Origin of the sequence: Candidatus Aegiribacteria sp. (assembly GCA_021108435.1) — a bacterium.
Taxonomy (GTDB): Bacteria; Fermentibacterota; Fermentibacteria; order Fermentibacterales; family JCC-6; genus Aegiribacteria.
This window is the reverse complement of the sequence record JAIOQY010000037.1, coordinates 1-16,026: the sequence shown is the minus strand read 5'-3', so window position 1 is coordinate 16,026 and position 16,026 is coordinate 1. Positions and strand designations below refer to the sequence as shown.

16 protein-coding genes are annotated in these 16,026 nt (G+C 47.2%); 5 read left to right on the top strand and 11 right to left on the bottom strand.

Annotated elements, in window-relative coordinates:
* Window positions 1-165 (top strand): T9SS type A sorting domain-containing protein (locus tag K8R76_02460; protein MCD4847036.1); only part of this gene is annotated, 165 nt, incomplete at its 5' end.
* A 66-nt stretch (window positions 166-231) separates the two neighbouring features.
* Here K8R76_02460 and K8R76_02455 read toward each other — a convergent pair.
* The 10 genes from K8R76_02455 to K8R76_02410 form a co-directional block, all read right to left on the bottom strand.
* A complete protein-coding gene (locus K8R76_02455) occupies window positions 232-654 on the bottom strand; it encodes a DUF2085 domain-containing protein (GenBank protein ID MCD4847035.1) in 423 nt (140 codons plus the stop codon).
* A gap of 153 nt (window positions 655-807) precedes the next feature.
* A complete protein-coding gene (locus K8R76_02450) occupies window positions 808-2,409 on the bottom strand; it encodes a bifunctional metallophosphatase/5'-nucleotidase (GenBank protein MCD4847034.1) in 1,602 nt (533 codons plus the stop codon).
* 13 nt (window positions 2,410-2,422) lie between these two features.
* The gene (locus K8R76_02445) at window positions 2,423-3,655 is read right to left on the bottom strand and encodes a hypothetical protein (GenBank protein MCD4847033.1); all 1,233 of its coding nucleotides are present in this window, start codon (window positions 3,653-3,655) and stop codon (window positions 2,423-2,425) included.
* Between the two features lie 12 nt (window positions 3,656-3,667).
* Window positions 3,668-6,100 (bottom strand): helix-hairpin-helix domain-containing protein, encoded by a 2,433-nt coding sequence (locus K8R76_02440; GenBank protein ID MCD4847032.1) that lies wholly within the window; start codon window positions 6,098-6,100, stop codon window positions 3,668-3,670.
* Window positions 6,090-6,911: a hypothetical protein gene (locus tag K8R76_02435; protein MCD4847031.1), complete on the bottom strand. Its 822-nt coding sequence runs from the start codon at window positions 6,909-6,911 to the stop codon at window positions 6,090-6,092. The genes K8R76_02440 and K8R76_02435 overlap by 11 nt, the downstream gene beginning before the upstream one ends.
* Before the next feature lie 10 nt (window positions 6,912-6,921).
* A complete protein-coding gene (locus tag K8R76_02430; GenBank protein MCD4847030.1) occupies window positions 6,922-7,941 on the bottom strand; it encodes a hypothetical protein in 1,020 nt (339 codons plus the stop codon).
* A 29-nt stretch (window positions 7,942-7,970) separates the two neighbouring features.
* A complete protein-coding gene (locus K8R76_02425; protein ID MCD4847029.1) occupies window positions 7,971-9,326 on the bottom strand; it encodes an ABC transporter substrate-binding protein in 1,356 nt (451 codons plus the stop codon).
* 57 nt (window positions 9,327-9,383) lie between these two features.
* Window positions 9,384-9,638 carry a hypothetical protein gene (locus tag K8R76_02420; GenBank protein ID MCD4847028.1) on the bottom strand — a complete coding sequence of 85 codons (255 nt, stop codon included), beginning with the start codon at window positions 9,636-9,638 and terminating at the stop codon, window positions 9,384-9,386.
* Entirely contained in the window at window positions 9,625-9,927 is a 303-nt protein-coding gene (locus tag K8R76_02415) for a hypothetical protein (GenBank protein MCD4847027.1), read from the bottom strand. Before K8R76_02415 ends, K8R76_02420 begins: the two co-directional genes overlap by 14 nt.
* Before the next feature lie 189 nt (window positions 9,928-10,116).
* The gene (locus tag K8R76_02410) at window positions 10,117-11,544 is read right to left on the bottom strand and encodes a hypothetical protein (protein MCD4847026.1); all 1,428 of its coding nucleotides are present in this window, start codon (window positions 11,542-11,544) and stop codon (window positions 10,117-10,119) included.
* Between the two features lie 354 nt (window positions 11,545-11,898).
* On the opposite strand from K8R76_02410, the gene K8R76_02405 reads away from it, so the two are divergent.
* The 4 genes from K8R76_02405 to K8R76_02390 all read left to right on the top strand — a co-directional run bounded on the left by K8R76_02405 (window position 11,899) and on the right by K8R76_02390 (window position 14,743).
* The gene (locus tag K8R76_02405; protein ID MCD4847025.1) at window positions 11,899-12,780 is read left to right on the top strand and encodes a hypothetical protein; all 882 of its coding nucleotides are present in this window, start codon (window positions 11,899-11,901) and stop codon (window positions 12,778-12,780) included.
* A 91-nt stretch (window positions 12,781-12,871) separates the two neighbouring features.
* A complete protein-coding gene (locus tag K8R76_02400) occupies window positions 12,872-13,420 on the top strand; it encodes a hypothetical protein (GenBank protein MCD4847024.1) in 549 nt (182 codons plus the stop codon).
* A gap of 137 nt (window positions 13,421-13,557) precedes the next feature.
* Window positions 13,558-14,484: a hypothetical protein gene (locus K8R76_02395; GenBank protein MCD4847023.1), complete on the top strand. Its 927-nt coding sequence runs from the start codon at window positions 13,558-13,560 to the stop codon at window positions 14,482-14,484.
* Window positions 14,485-14,500: 16 nt separating this feature from the next.
* On the top strand, window positions 14,501-14,743 hold the full coding sequence (locus K8R76_02390; protein MCD4847022.1) for a hypothetical protein: 243 nt from the start codon (window positions 14,501-14,503) through the stop codon (window positions 14,741-14,743).
* A 49-nt stretch (window positions 14,744-14,792) separates the two neighbouring features.
* Here the strand turns inward: K8R76_02390 and K8R76_02385 are convergent, their stop codons facing one another.
* Window positions 14,793-15,947, bottom strand: coding sequence for a M48 family metallopeptidase (locus K8R76_02385; GenBank protein ID MCD4847021.1), 1,155 nt, complete (start codon window positions 15,945-15,947; stop codon window positions 14,793-14,795).
* Window positions 15,948-16,026: the final 79 nt, after the last annotated feature.

Here is a 16,026-nt window from a genome sequence, read left to right as displayed (position 1 = left end):
GATCTTTCAGGCAGAACGGTTCAAACCTTAGTGAATGAAAGCCAAACAACCGGAAGCCGTTCAGTTAATTTTAATGGCGACGATCTTTCCAGCGGCGTTTACTTTTACCAGTTGAAAGCGGGCAATGAATTCGTTGAGACAAGGACAATGATATTGATGCGATAAATATTGGCTCCGTATAACAGTTCAAATCAACCTGAAAGCGAGGATCGGGAAAGTGGGTTTCGACTACTACTTGCCGGAATTCCTCATTCTCCCGAAGATCAGTATCGAAATCCCCGATCCTGCGGTGAGCCCTGTCAGAACACGAAGGATGTTGGTACTTTCATACGCTGTTACGCTCTGAACAGCACCGTCTATGATCAGAGGAATGAGAAACAGTACACCGGTCCAGAACGGTATCCGGATGATTCCGGGATACATGAAAGAAATCCCGACAGCAAGACCGAACCAGAAGGCGGTACACCTTGCGCAGAGGCCGCTCGTTCCCCATGGCATCTGTATGCATCTTTCAGGTAATCTGTGGCAGGTTGCGGACAGAATCGGATCGAAGATATCTCCGGTTTTTCCCAGAACAGGGAAAGCGACTGACAGCAGGAAGAATATTGCGGCGGGAACACCGAGCAGGAGAGCGAGGGTTGTTCTACCCTTCATGGTTGACCTGACTCATAAGTACACGGGGACACGCGGCAGCGCAACATGTTTTCTGGAGACACCCACCATAGAGTGGATGTCCCCATTTGGGTTTTTCGAGCGTGCATGTCCCCGATGAAATGTTTAAATGTTAGGCCCGGCCCCCAAATGTTACTACGGCTCATCAATCCATATGATCCTGGTCTGGTTGTCAGGAGTGATTTCACCAATCATAGATATGTATTCCGTAACCGCGTTCATCAGAGTCACGCCGACAGGTACTGACTCATGCTCCAGCATGATATCGTAACCGATATTTCCAATGGCAAGGTAACCGGTGGTAACGAACCTGTAAATCATATCCGGATCAAACGGTTCGCCGCCTATCAGCATTTCTTCTATCTTCTCTCCGTCAGGCATGGCCTGATTTCTGTATGCTGTCAGACCACCGATTTCCATATCGCGACGACGTCCCTGCATTCCAGTCTCGAGGATTTCCTTGAGTTCAGCTCCGGTCAGTTCGAAGACGAAAAGATCCTCCTCAAATGGAATCGCCTGATATACAACTCTGGGCGTAATCAGTCCTCTTGGTAATGCGGCTCTGATACCGCCTCGATTCATCAGAGCGACATCCGAGTCAGTACTCCAGAGCATTGCATCAGCTATGAGCCTGCCCATGGGATGCTCGGCATTTCCTCTTGGTATCTGCTCGTTAGCCTCACCGATAACTTCATCCATCCCGGCTTCAGCAGTTATTCTGAAATTCTCTATCATATCAGCGATTTCCTGATCAGGCCAGAATTCGTCATGTAGAAGGCTTATGTATTCCTCTCCTTCAGGAAGATCGTAGCCTGTGAGTGTACCTGATTCAGTATCGATAGCCAGCCTGATTCTTCCAATGCCTGTTCCATTAGCGTAACCCTGAACCACAATTGTATGGTTTACCGGGCTTACCCATGGTTCTGCAAAACCCAGATGAATATGTCCTGAGACGATAAGGTCTATTCCCGAAACCAGGCAGGTCAGTTCTACATGGTTCATGCAGAAATCCTTGGTGTATTCCTCTCCGGCATTCCATGCGTCATACACCCTCTCCAGGTACTTGTCAGTATCTCTGGGCTGACCCAGATGAGAAACGAGAATAATCAGATCAGCTCCCTGCTCCTCTACTTCCCGTATGTACCGCTCAGTAGTCTCCACTTCATTGAGAAATATGTAATTCCCGAGAAGTTCAGGCGTAACCAGTCCATATGTATCAGTCGTATTAAGTCCTATGAAGGCTATCTTCACACCTTCAAATTCCAGAATTACATATGGCAGGACAGGAGCAGGTATTTCCCCTGTGGTAGAATCAACGAAGTTGCTGCAGATCACAGGGAAATCAGCCTGTTCGGAAAGATTTATGGCGTTGTCGGCTCCATCATCGAAATCATGGTTGCCAAGGGTTATCATGTCATACCCGATTGCATTCATCCATTCAATGATAAGCTTTCCGCTTTCAAAATTACCGGTGGGCGTTCCCTGGTAGATATCACCCGCGTCGATCAGCAGGCAGTACTCCCCGTTTTCCAGGCACTCTTCCCGGACTCCATCAACATAGGCGCTTATATACGCCCCGCCGCCTATCATTGGCGGGAAATCAGGATTGAGAAACGAGGCTTCCCTTGGAACGATTCCTCCATGTATATCATTAGTATGTAATATATTGAGATATATTGTCCCGGCACTGACCGGAAGAATGATTGCCAGCAGCAGAACAGGCAGCAGTCTTTTCACAATCTACTCCCGCCTAGATATCAAACACACGGCTGATGGAGAACACAAGCCTTGTGTCTGTTTCCTCTATTGTCAGGCTGTCACCGGAAGTAAAGGAAGGTAAACCGGTTATCTCTGTCTGTTTCCAGCGATCAGGCGAGAAACTGGCTCCCATATCCAGATTCCACTCACCTATGTGAAAACCCATCCCGGCAGTAAAACTCATTCTATCCAGTGAACTGCTTATGGGAGAACGGTCGTAGCCAAATCCGAACCTGGCAACAGGCCCGCCTGGAAGCGTGTTCTCAACACCGGCGTGAACTCCCCAGGAGTTGAAAAGACCGAGATTCTCGTCCTCATACTCCATTGAGCCGTCAGGACTCCAGTAGAATTCACCTGTAAACTTTGATCTGAGGCTGTTTCCGGGAATGTAAATGGAACCAAACCTTACTGTCATGGGGATGTCCAGATCGTAATCGGTATCTGAGAATGTGTTCCAGGAGACAGGATCACCGGATTCCTTCGGAGAGAAGGAAAGCGGCATCGGATATTCAAGCCCTGCACTTATGAAAACCCTTCTGTCCGGTATGAAGAGGATGGAACCCCTGGTTACAATGCCTGAAACAGTCTCCTCGCGTTGAGAAAGAATTCCTTCCTGCGTAGGATCAACATGCGTTACTTCCCATGTTACATCCCTTGATCCCGTGATGTATCCTCCCGCAAACCCGAATGAGAGAACCTCGGATGGTGAGAAGGCGATGGCAAGGTCAAACTCGTTCTTGATGCCGGATATCTCCAGGCTTTCCTCGCCTGTTTTCACATAGGAATCATCCCGTACAGTCCTTCCATAACTGTAAGTGAAAGTGCTCGGAACCCTCCATCCGGCAGCGAACGAAAACGCTTCAGGAAGTCCCGCAATATTACGGAAAGCTGCTGCTGCACCGCCAGGAGCAAAGATAAGGTTCTTGTTAAAAGCATATTCGGATTCACCGATTGAACTGCCGAAAATGTCATAGACTCTTCTCGTTCTTTTCTCAACAAAGTAATCCAGGCCCGCCGCGATTTCCACCTGAAGACCTTCTTCGGCAATTGCCAGAAGAGCGGGGTTCTCAAGAACCCCGAGAGCAGATACATCAAGAAAACCGCAATTCCCCATACCGAGCGAACTGGCTGAACCGGGCGTTCCTGTTTCACCAAGCCACATAACCTCTGGAAGCCCGGCGGTTAACGCCAGTAACGATACTATTCCTGCTGCAATGATATTCATATTTCCTCCACCCTACCAGCGGAAATCAAGCTGACATCGGATGCCATAATCTGTTACATGATCGTCGAAATCCCTCACCGGGCTACCCGGATCACCCTCGTAATAGAAGCTGTCATCGGGATCAGGCCTGTAGAGACCGGTGCGGGGATAGAAAGTGTCCTTTCTTAGTATCCTGAGCCTGAGCTGCAGGTTATCAGATAAAATGTTCTTGATGGTTACATAGAATTTGGTTCCATCTCCATCAAGGAAATCTATTCCAGTATCTTCGAACTCCCACTGACTCATACCGTCCGTGGACCATAGAGTCGTTCCTCCAAGAACAGACAGATTCTCACTGAAGTTGTGCTCCCATCTCGCGGAGAGGTAACCACCAGATAGAAGCCGGTCATCACCATATCTTGGGTTCGGAGTAAGTTCAACCATTCCGTACCGGAGCCTGACATCAAAGTAGTCATGTCCGGTGGGAAGGAAAAAGGTTCTGAAGGTGAATTCCTGCGTACGTGAAGTGGTTGGAATCACGTCATGCATTTTAGTTTTTTCCTGATATTTGCATTTCAATCTGAACCTGACAGGGAAATCAGGTCGGTACTCGATCTCCCCCTGGAATCTGTAATTATCAAACCCCCATGGCAGAGAACGCCATATATCAAGATACACTTTGGGAAACGTTATATGCCTGCTGATCTGGAAGCGGCTCTCAATGTAGACACCCTCTTCGGGTTTTGGGGTCGGCCACTCCGCAAGCTGCGAAGTAAGCGGGTCGTTGAGATAATAGGGTTTCTCAAAAACGGTATCATCGTATCGAAGCTGTTCCGTAAATCCACGGTTGTATGGATTAGTGAAGCCGATATCGTAGTGTCTCCATATACCCAGCAGATAGAAATAGTCATTCTGCCACCTGGCCCTTGCGAGCGTGGCAATCGACTCGTTATCCTGCCGGACGAACTCTCCCTCAAGACTGAAATTATCCAGAATCGTCTGAGCCGAGAAGGCAAGAAAAGAGGATGAATTCCCTGCTGTGAGGATATCGTATTCCGGGCAGTCCCAGGGCTGCGCGTCGCCTGGAATATCCAGAGCTTCTGAATCCGGAATAAGAGAATCGCTGTAGGAAATGTTCATGCCGCCTACACCGATTGCTGTCCCGCAGGGAAGAATCCCTCCAAGGTCAAAGAAACCGTATCCTCCATAAGTTGTTTCCTTTATCACATCAGCATATGGAGAAGTACGTGCAGAAGACATTATCAGGATATTCGGTGTTCCATCAATGCCTCTTACTGCATCTCTTGATGCCGATGAATAGAATCCATATCCAAGGAAAGGTCCTTCATGCATTTCCACGGCTCCACCGATCAAGGCGAACTGACGTGTTGAAGTAAGGTCCGGATATAGTCCCCATGTACCGTAAGTGGAGCGGTACCAGAGTTCATCGGAATTATTCACCATCAGTCCCTGGCCCAGAGACAGATTGTAATTTCCCAGTACGACCTGATTCACAAGACCGATGTTCTCAATCGATACAAAGACTTTGGCGACATCAAACCTTTGATTAAGATCACCGAGATCCATATCCGAGAACAGGTCAAATCCAGCTGTGGAATTTCTTCCCCTCGAGAATCTGGTTCCGCCTCGGAATCTGTCTCCTAATCCGACACGAACCCTGTGATCCCAGCCGGTCACGTTCTGTGCTCCGAGAAGCTCTTCGTACTCGCTGTCGATTCTTTCAGCCCAGGCCGCGCTGTCAGAGGCGGTATATCCTCTGTCACCGGTTCCTATGTCGTACTTCGCAGATCGAAGACTGTTGAGCATTTCATACAGTCCGTCCTCATCAGATGATCTTCCGTCACCACCATCTACAACGACCCTGTAACCTCCGAAAAAATCCATAGAACTCAGGTCAAGTTCACGGGTTGAAACGAAATCACGCATATTCCTGTAGCCATAGTAGCTCAGGTAATCCGCGTTCCGGAGTGAAGTTGTGCTTGAAACAGGACCAAGGGTTTTCAGTCTTCGCTCAACGGCTACCGCATCAATCAGACTTACCCTGTCCAGACTTCGGAGCTGCCATGAGGTTGCTGAATTAATCGGCAGGGGATGCAGAAGGTAATGCTCCCAGAGATCCACAGCAGCATCACCAGGGTCGTCCTCGGTAGCAAGCCTTTCCATTATTTCCAGTATATCGCTGGATATTCTGCCTTCTGAAGGAGGGACAACCACGCAGTTGCCGCGAAGCCATTGCAGCTCCACAGCTGTGAAGCCATCTATTTTCATAACATCGAAAATACTGAGAAGACCTCCTGTTTCGTAAATGAAATCATAGAGGTCAGAAGCCTGCTGAAAATTCAATCCCTCAAGCGCCTGCAGTTCCTGAAGAGATGCGGTATTCAGATCAAACCCATTCGGAACAGACAAGCCTAGAACAACCGCCAGTAATAAACTAGAAACCATAAGTCACCCCGGCCTGGTGAGTCAGGTCGAGCTGAGGGTGCGTTATTACGGCGTATTCCACTGTAATACCTCTGATTGTAGTGTTCAGCCCTCCGGATATTGAGACTGGATTGCTCTGAACCCCTGCCAGGATATTTACTGAACCCAGTGGAAGAGCCTGGCCCACATGTATGCGCAAACCATTGAAATCCCTGGAGAAGGTCAACGCCGAAATCATTCCGGTTACAGGTTCGTATCTGAGACCTGCGTCTATTCTTCTCCTGAGGTATTCTCCACTCTCACCAAGTCTTGCCTGGAAAGGATTCCTGATTGAGGCAGCGAGCACCCATCTTCTGTACATTCTAACCTGAAATCCCGCATTGACCGCAAAAGCACTCGCGCTTCCATATTCGGAAACACCATCAGCAATAACAGCTCTGCAAAAAACAGGCTGAAGACCGAAAGACATGTCATCGGTAAGCATTCCGGCAAAGGTAATCGCAGCCATCTGTTCATTGTAGAGATCGCCTCCGAAATATCTAAGACTTGCTCCGCATGCCCATGATTCACTTATCGGAAATGCTCCATCGATTCCGTACGTTCCGAAATCCATGTTCGTAAAAGGGAGCCTGCCCGACATGGTAATGGATGGTGATACGCTTTCCGCTATTGAAGCAGGGTTAAAAAGGAGCGCTCCGGTTCCATACAGTACAACTCCCGTTCCGCCCATGCCCTGCGCGGTGATACCTATCTCCATTTCCTCAAACGCCGCCCACGACTGCCCTGCAATGATCAGAAGGGCAAAAAGAACCGTAGTCTTTTTCAAATACATTATTGCCACCTCAATTCAGGGGAGTTGCTACGACGAGTGTTTCAGTCGTTGTATAATGTTTACCATCTGTGTCCACACCCTCAAGGAGAACCAGATAGGGTCCGAGTGGAAGAATTTTACTGTAATCATCTTTTCCATTCCACTGAACAACATCACCGGCTGGACGGGATTCCGCAAGATGTGTCACGGCTCTTCCGGATCTGTCAAAGACAGTGAGAGTGAACCGCATTCCGGCAGGACCGCCGTATTCAAGATTAACGGTTTCGCCAAGTACCGGAGCGAATGGATTATCGGTAAGAACTGTAAGGTGGAAACCATCAGAAATCGATGGCTGGTATACTTCAAGATCGGTCTGATACCTTGGAAGTAACTGGTACCCGCTATCGTAAGGAGGATCTGAATCGTATTGCCCGCCGATGCCAAACAGGAACAGACGGGTACCGGCAGTGATAATGGAAACACTGATGCCTGTAGATTCGCCCACGCGGATAGCAACCGATGTCTGTCCGTTCCAGACGTTGAAGTTGTATCCACCCCCCGCAGACTCAGGATCATTGGCTACTGTGACCCATTGGGAAAGCGAACTGTTTCCCAGAGCGAGAAGCTGACCTTCGATGCTTTCTGAAACTCCCTGATTCAACGAAAGCTGAAGCGGCTGAGGTACACCGGGATGATCGATGTACACGAAATCCGAAGGTGAATCGGGTGATATCTCGGTAAGACCGTTGTACTGCATGATCTCTCCGGTTATCCTCCATTCATCCCCGGCTGCGATGTCTCCCGGGCTCGCGGAACTGTATGCGTATACATTGATTCCAGCTGTTTCATCCTGAACATAGAAACTCAGTCCCGTTTCGGAGAACAGCGTTCCTTCACATGTCGCAACACCTTCAATGGTGAGGATTTCACCAAGGTGATCGGGAATTCCATCGCCGTTGAGATCTTCTCTGGCCTCAGCTATTGTAACCGTCTGAGCGCCGGCTAATCCGGCAAACAGGATTAACATCAGAACCGGGAAACTTCTTATCATCGTCTCCCCTTTCACGAGTGAATTAACTGTCAGTCAAGTTCGGAACCAAGCTCGGCATCTGCAAGTATGGCAGCTCTGGACAGAGCCTCCTCGGCACTCATTCTTCCATAGAGAGCAATCTCCACCGCCTCCGAAAGAAACAACCTGCCATCGTACCAGAATGTCTGCTGTGGTTCGAACTGCGCGTATTCAATCTGAAGCATCACGTCCTCAAGACCGGGATACTCCTTAAAACGTTCCTGTATCTCAGGTTCCCGGATAGAACTCCGGGTTGCTGGAATATATCCGGTGGCAGCGCTCCATCTGGCCTGCTGACGAGGCTCTGTGAACCATTTGATGAATTCCCATCCAGCTTCGACTTCAGCCGAATCTGATTTAAAGAGAATAACATTCGTACCCGCTATTATTACAGCCTGCTCTCTGTAAGCCGGAAGAGGAGCTATCCCCAGTGTAAAAACAGATTCTCCGTTTTCCTTACGGCGCTGAAAGGTCTTTTCCATAAATGCCAGCGAAACCGTGGATCCCTGCACGATACCAACGAGACCCTCCGCAAAATCGTTCTGATGTGTATAACCGGAAGAAATCCTGGCGGAACCATCGGTATGTATCAGATCTATCATGAATTGAAGAGCTTCTATACCAGCCTGCGACGCAAACGCGGTTTTTGATCCGTCTTCAGACAGCAGAGATCCGCCGCCCTGAAGCAGAAGATTCTCGAACATGCCAACACTTGGAGTGAAGGCTGTTCCCCAACGGTCTACGTCATCAAGCAAATCGCCATCATTGTTGCCATCACTGGTAAGAGAGATCAGCAGGTTACGGTATTCATCTCTTGTTGTTGCGGGCTCAAGGTCCAGACTGTCCATAAGTTCAACATTGTAATAGACAGCCTGTGCGCTTTTGTTGAAAGGGAAACTGTAAATTCGTCCGTCAAAGGTGTTATTCAATCTGAAAACAGGGAAGAAATCGTTATTCCATCTGTCTGTAACATCCGGTGTATCAAGCTCCATGAGTGAGTCCAGAGGTACAAGGGCGTTACCTCTAATCAGCTGAGATGTCCAGGTTTCATAGGCCTGCGCAACAACAGGGGTATCACCTGCCATGACACTTGCCAGTATCTTCTGGCAGAGAGCTCTGTAATTCCCCATACTGACAGGAATAACTTCAATATCCGGATGGGTTGCATTGAACTCGGCTATAAGTGAATCTTCCATGAATTCACCCAGAGGCCCACCCATTGCATGCCAGAACAAAACCTGAACAATACTGTCATCGGCCTGTTCGTTATTACCGCACGCGAATGCAAGCAGAATCAGGAGAAGGAAAAGCAAAAAAATGTGATGTCTGATAAGATCAACCCCCTGGAATATCGAATTGAAACTCATGGGAGTATAATACCTGAATCATTCTCCTACCAGACAGTATTTACAGTAAAAACCTCGTCAGTTTTCCAGGTTGCACTTCCCTGAAGCACAACTGTTCGATTTACTGTCAATCCCGCAGCAGCTCGATCTGGAATTAGCATAATCAGTTGCGTGAAATCCCGCTCCTTTGAAGATAAAACCTGAACCGGTTCCAATAAGTCGTTCTGCTTCGCAGCCGCATTCCGGGCAGGTTTTTATTGAATCATCACTCATCTTATGGAATCTATCAAATTTGTGTCCACACTTTTTGCATTTGTATTCATATGTTGGCATTATTTTTTATCCTTCTCGGTTTTCTTACCTGATTCTCTATCATGGTAATCGCTCCTGCAGGACATATTCCGGCGCATGCACCACATCCCGCACACCCATTCTTTACAGAGGCTGCTCGATTCCTTCCGACTCTTATTCTTCCGTAGTAACAGATGGATTCACACTCGCCGCATCCCTGACACAATTCCTGTTTGACGAAAGCCCTGCGCAGAGGATGAGGTTTCTTCCAGATTCCTTTACCGGGATAACCTTCAGCCTTATCCCGCTTGAGGATATCCAGAAAACCCATCTTCAATTCCTTTCAGAACTTAGTGCAGGCAAGAATCATTCCAGTTAATATGCACCTTTTATTAACTTATTGTCAACAACTTACAATCCCAATCATCAGATGGAAAGGATAATAGCGCCAATTTGACATAACAGATGAATCTGCTGAGATATCTGTGAGAGATAATGGATTGCGATCAGTGACAGAATCCTACAGTTTTACACACCTTCTTACAGATTGTTCTCCACAGGAATCCAGCACAACCATATAGCAGCCGATGGGAAGTGAGGGGTCCGGGTTCCAGACAAAGGTGTGCTCTCCTGAGGAAGCCGCACAGTCTTCAAGATTCTCGATCAGCCTTCCGGAGTAGTCAAATACGGATATTTCTACATGCCCCATTTGCGGAATGGAATAAGTAATGCTCAGGCTTGAAGAAAATGGATTCGGTGAGATCGTACCGATCAACATGTTAGAAACCTGCTGAGAACCTTCAGGTATACCGAGCACCGGTCCGAACTTGACAAGCCAGAGATCGAGCATTCCTTTACCGGAATATATTTCTCCCGCAACGATGTATCCGCCATCGGATGTCTGTTGAAGAGATTTTCCTGCCTCATTCAAGCTGCCTTGATATCCAATGCTTGTTTCCCATTCGATATTCCCGATGCTGTCGGTTTTGAGCAGCCAGAGATCTCCGCTTCTTACCCCTGTGATCACAAATCCACCATCAGGAGCTTCCAGGAATGAATAACCACAATCGGCGTCTCCATTGTCGAGAACCTGATCCCATTCCATGTTGCCCAAACAGTCTGTCTTGATAAGCCAAAGGTCGCAATTACTGCTAAATGAGTATGTGTACGCCAGAATAAGATATCCACCATCCTGAGTCTCACGGACAGTTCTCGCTCTGTCGTAATCAGAATATCCGAAAACAGCATCCCATTCCAGATTTCCTCTTGAATCCGTTTTTACAACATACACGTCGACCCATCCGGAACCGTAGGATTCTGTGCCGCCCGCAGTGATATACCCGCCATCTGTGGTCTGCTGGACGGAGAAACTGCATTCATATAGCCCTCCCCCAAATGTCACAGCCCATTCAGTGTTACACTCTGAATCGGTCTTTAACAGAAGAAAGTCCAAACCATCCCTGTATATTCCTGTTGTTCCTGTGTGAATGAACCCTCCATCAGCGGTGTGCTGCGATTCTCTAACCCAGTCATCTTCGTTTTTCTCGAATTGAATCTCCCATTCTATATTCCCTATGCCGTCAATCTTGATAAAAGAAATATTATCTCCGGAATTGAGTGTATCCTGAACTGTTGCAGATATCAGATACCCCCCATCTGCAGTGATCAGCACTGACTGACCATGATTGAATCCCGGACCTCCGCAAAACAATTCCCACTGCATGTTCCCAAGCTGATCGGTCTTCAGAACCCATATATCAGTTGGGTCGCTATTCTGTCTCGATGATCCAACAACGATATACTCATCATCACCTGTTTGCAGAACTTGACTCACCGAGTTCCATGTTCCGGGGTCATATATCTTTGTCCAAAGGGTATCCGGGGCTTGGGCGAAAGAAAATGAAGAAAACAGGAGAGTAACAGCTAAATAGATAATTATCCTTCTCATTATTTATCCTCCCTGAATTATTACCAGTATTAATAATAACATATTTATCCTGGCTTTGCATATTAAATATGCATATTATCACAAACGGCCAATTCTGGGAGGAATGGCGGAGAGAAGCTCTATTACATCACCATTTATTCCTCAGGACAACTCTGCAGATGGAAGAAGATCCATTTTCCAATTGGTAGCTATTCCATTATTTATGATTTATTCACTACGGTCTATATTATTGCTGGACACCAGGATAATCTTACATTAGTATTAGTCATAATAATTTTTGTTTAACTAAGGAGTATTTAAATCTTGGCAAATTTAACGAATTAATAATTATCATTTAATGAAAGAAGAAAACGAATGAAAAACTTTGTTTCAATCGCTTCGATTACGTTACTGATTTTATCATCAACAAGCGCCGTATCTTTATCCCCTTCCACTGCAGGTTCATCTCCGAATGATGGATCTGATGGCTCAAAAGGCGGCTCATTGATAGCTGAGATCGCGGGACCATCCAATTGGGCACAAGTGTGGGGAGTTGCTTATCACGATGACCATAATATGCTTTATGTCAGCAGTAAATTCGATGACGAGTTAGCATACGGGGCTTACTCAGGCGGAGAGACAGTAACATGGACAGTATTTGATGATGTTGAAGATGTTTGCGGCCTGGGGTGCTATCAGGATGATCTGCTCTTCGCATTGACCTGGAGTAATCCCCTGCATCCAGTACCATATTACCTGTATACATGGAATCTCGATGCTTCCGGAGTACCGCTTCTTCCTGCAGATTTGTATGAGCTTGGCACCCCTTTCACAGGCTCCCTGGGAGGATGTGAATGGGACGGAGAATATCTATGGATAGCAGACAACTATATAAATAGCAATATCTATAAGTATGATGTGAGCACGCATTCAGTAATGAGTAACTGGACATATAGTGAATCGGGAGGCATCGGTATCGCATGCGCCTGGTATGCGGGTGACCTCAGAATCTGGATAAGTGACTTCTACAGCGACTACAAACTCGTGGAACATTCAGAAACCGGAGTTCTGACCGGTCTGAGTTACAGCATTAGGACTAATCCTCTCGATATCGCGTACAAATACGATATGAATTTTGACGGTCCGGGGTTTTTCGTTGGAAATTGGATTACAAGCAAGGTAGATTTTTATGACCATGACCCGATGATACTGGAAAGTTCCACATGGGGCTGCATAAAAGCTGATTTTGGCAACTAAATGTAATACTGTGAGGTCACCGTCAGAAAACCGCTAAAATGAAATCTCACATCATAAGTCTACTGATTGATTAAATGATTATGATTGGATTATGATGTATGAAATTATTGCAGTTATTCTTTCGCTTATGAATACTCCAGCTTTTTCCGATATTCAACATTCAGGTAAGCAACCCGTTTCAATAACTTCATTCGAAGAAAACGAACTTGAATCCACATCAGTATCCATCGCTGTTGAGGATATACTTCAGGGAGTATGGCGGGTTTCATACCTTGATGACGATATGAATCATGTAAGCCTGGGAATTCTTCTTATAGACAGTACAGAATATCAATTCATCCATTTCTCTGATGTTTCGATTCCGTCATGGTACAGCTCAAGATTCAGTTTTATCAGGAATCTGCATGGATCAGTCGAATTCGGTTATTTACCTGATACCGGTCAGACAGGTTCAAATGTCTCAGCCAGACCTGATGACAACCTGAGCGAGTTCAATAACCGCGCTACACTTGTTACATGCCGGTTCGATGAAGGTGAGAAATTCTATATCATTCTGGATCTCGACGAAATGGAATTGTATTTCCATGGAATGATATCTGAGATTCAGCTCTATTATATTTATAAAAACATCTCTGATTAATCAAATGATCTGAAATAACCTGTTCCTTAGCAGTATCAGGATATCGCGTATTGCCGTCAGTTCTGAAAAGAGAGCCGAATGGAAGATTCCATTCCCCCTTTGGTATAACAGACATATAATATGAACAGGAGGTTCTGATGTTACTGCTTCTTTTCAGTGCTCTCGTAGATACCGTTCTGATTGATCCATCCTTCGAGACCGTAAGTGTTCACGAATGGGGAGTTGTACAGCTCGATGATACTAACCTGAAAGCCACAGGTGCTGAGTGGTGCTTCCTGGACGAGAACGGGGAATTCCAGAGCGGCGAACTGATGATCGTCGATGCTCCCGTAGTCTGGTTTCATGGTCCGGATTTCACCGGTTCTTTCACTGTAAACATTCTGGACGGTGAGGTCACAGTCCATTATCCGAGGCCGATGGATATCATTATTACTTCCGCTTCGATTCCCAATACGGGTCAGACAGGCGAGATAGTTCGATGGACTGATCTGTCATTCCGGAATGCAGCCGATGAACTCGACGGTGTCATCGCACCAATTGACTCGGAAATCGAGAACTTCGGATGGGCGCTGCCATTCTGGCGGGATGTTCCCTCTCTTATAATCGAACGGGAAATTGACGGCTGGAGCGATAATTTCCTGTACTACGAATGCACAGTCGCAAAACTTCCGCCCAGCCTGGGCAGCAGGGATGGCGAGGGCTGCATCGCCGGATACTGCGGTCCTGCTCTGTTCTTCACCTTCGAGAATGGAAGGCTTCGGGCACAGAATGCTGACGTTTCCGACAGACTCGATGTTTCCGGGATATACCTTACGGATGATCAGATTCAGGAAACACTATGCCAGTGGGCCGGGAACAACTTCAAGACACAGGAGATTGCAGCTCTCTGGAACACCTGGGAACCGCCTATCAGAGGTAAATGCAGCCTTTACGGCCAGCGAGTGCTGCTCTTCCCTCTGGCCGATCATGTTGTGGAATCGATAAGCCACCTGAATCTGGTAACCGATCAGGGCTTCTTCGTGGAATACCACAGGCTGTTTCTTGGACTGGGATCGATACAATAACCGTGGAGGTGAAGTTATGACAATGGTAGAAGTACGTGAGATGCTGTTCTGGTGTTCAATCCTGAATCTGGGGCTACTGGTGCTGATGTTCGTTGTGTTCCTTACGGCTGGAAAACGGATTTGCAGGATCCACGGGAAGATGTGGGGTCTCCCTGAGGAAGAGGTTCGTCTTTCTATATACAGGATGATGGGCACTTACAAGATGCTGGTCTTCATCCTCAGCGTCGTTCCGTACGCAGCACTGCGGATAATCGGGTGAATCTGCCTTAACCCGCAAATACCGGTTGAACCCTGATACGGAATTAAGCTCAGTGCTGCTCCGCTGGAAGTCCTAATTCCCTTGAGAATCCGAGAAGTAACTGGTTTTCTTTTTCTCCACCGCCGGCGCTGGTTGAAAGCCTCTTAATGTCTGAAAGAATGCTGCGCCTTATTTCCAGTGGCAGACATGCGGCGCTGTAAATGGTCTTTCGCAATCTGTCATCCAGATGGTCGGAATTGGCATTCCTGGCAAAGTCAACAGCCTCTTCAGCCACCTGATCTCCGAAGGTTTTTCTGAGAAGCACCTGTTCCTGCTGATTGAGTTTTTCATCTGCCAGGAAGACAGCCAGTGTTCCCCATAGAACAGCGTTGTAAGCCGCAGCCTCGTTTATCCTGGCAAGATGAAAACCACTGGCAGCAGCAAGTTCCCGCTGGATCTTGTCTTCAAGCTTATCCCATTCCAGGGGGGCGTGGCCCTTTCTTCCTGTAAACAGGTAGTACCTGTCGCTCATCTCAAACCATAGAATGGCCTTAACTCTGGAGGTAATCACCGGGTGAGTTGAAAGGAGTTGAAATCTTGACCCTCCCATTTCAAGCAGTGCCCTTGCCTGGTCAAGGTATGTGGCCACATCAAATCTTATATGCCTGTCATTCAATCCCGATGCCAGTTTCAGCATTGCCCGGAAAGAAGACTCCGTTGATCCACAGGATAAAAGCCCGATCCTGTCTGCGCTTATTTCCCTTGCCCTTGCAAGGGCAAGAAGATTGAAATTCTCAAGGTGGGAAGAATCAGGATCAGGTGAAGGATATCGAATATGCCCGAATAGAGTGTGGGATATTTCGTGACCTACAATAAACCTTATCTCAAGATTGCTGAACCTCTCTATCAATCCGGAACTCAGAGCGAGTGTCACAGTTCCACCCGGACCTTCTCCGAAGCTGTAAGCCTGACCGTCGCATGAGTTGAATACATAAGCTTCGACGGTTCTGTCCGGAATCAATGTTAACCTGACTTCATCGATTATTTCAGCAATATCAGGGAAGAGTTCCGGTGCAATGAGAACTGACCGGGAAAGATTCCGGCTCCTAACTGCTATTTGCTTTTCCTGAAGCCCTTCATCCACAGAGCTAAACCCGTATTCTTCAAGAGAATCATTCCTGAATCGGAATTCCTCGATATGAAAAGGCTTTCTACCTGTCTTCATCACTGTTTTCGAGAAGGGCCATCTCCTTTGCTATAAGCTCCTGCATCTGACTGGCCTGTTTCTGCTTCTCAGGATCGGA

Coding starts and splice junctions, on each gene's coding strand:
- K8R76_02405 (MCD4847025.1), top strand. CDS start 11,899: ATGAAAAACTTTGTTTCAATCGCTTCGATTACGTTACTGATTTTATCA.
- K8R76_02420 (MCD4847028.1), bottom strand. CDS start 9,638: ATGCCAACATATGAATACAAATGCAAAAAGTGTGGACACAAATTTGAT.
- K8R76_02385 (MCD4847021.1), bottom strand. CDS start 15,947: ATGAAGACAGGTAGAAAGCCTTTTCATATCGAGGAATTCCGATTCAGG.
- K8R76_02440 (MCD4847032.1), bottom strand. CDS start 6,100: ATGGTTTCTAGTTTATTACTGGCGGTTGTTCTAGGCTTGTCTGTTCCG.
- K8R76_02390 (MCD4847022.1), top strand. CDS start 14,501: ATGACAATGGTAGAAGTACGTGAGATGCTGTTCTGGTGTTCAATCCTG.
- K8R76_02435 (MCD4847031.1), bottom strand. CDS start 6,911: ATGTATTTGAAAAAGACTACGGTTCTTTTTGCCCTTCTGATCATTGCA.
- K8R76_02455 (MCD4847035.1), bottom strand. CDS start 654: ATGAAGGGTAGAACAACCCTCGCTCTCCTGCTCGGTGTTCCCGCCGCA.
- K8R76_02395 (MCD4847023.1), top strand. CDS start 13,558: ATGTTACTGCTTCTTTTCAGTGCTCTCGTAGATACCGTTCTGATTGAT.
- K8R76_02425 (MCD4847029.1), bottom strand. CDS start 9,326: ATGAGTTTCAATTCGATATTCCAGGGGGTTGATCTTATCAGACATCAC.
- K8R76_02445 (MCD4847033.1), bottom strand. CDS start 3,655: ATGAATATCATTGCAGCAGGAATAGTATCGTTACTGGCGTTAACCGCC.
- K8R76_02410 (MCD4847026.1), bottom strand. CDS start 11,544: ATGAGAAGGATAATTATCTATTTAGCTGTTACTCTCCTGTTTTCTTCA.
- K8R76_02430 (MCD4847030.1), bottom strand. CDS start 7,941: ATGATAAGAAGTTTCCCGGTTCTGATGTTAATCCTGTTTGCCGGATTA.
- K8R76_02400 (MCD4847024.1), top strand. CDS start 12,872: ATGATGTATGAAATTATTGCAGTTATTCTTTCGCTTATGAATACTCCA.
- K8R76_02415 (MCD4847027.1), bottom strand. CDS start 9,927: ATGGGTTTTCTGGATATCCTCAAGCGGGATAAGGCTGAAGGTTATCCC.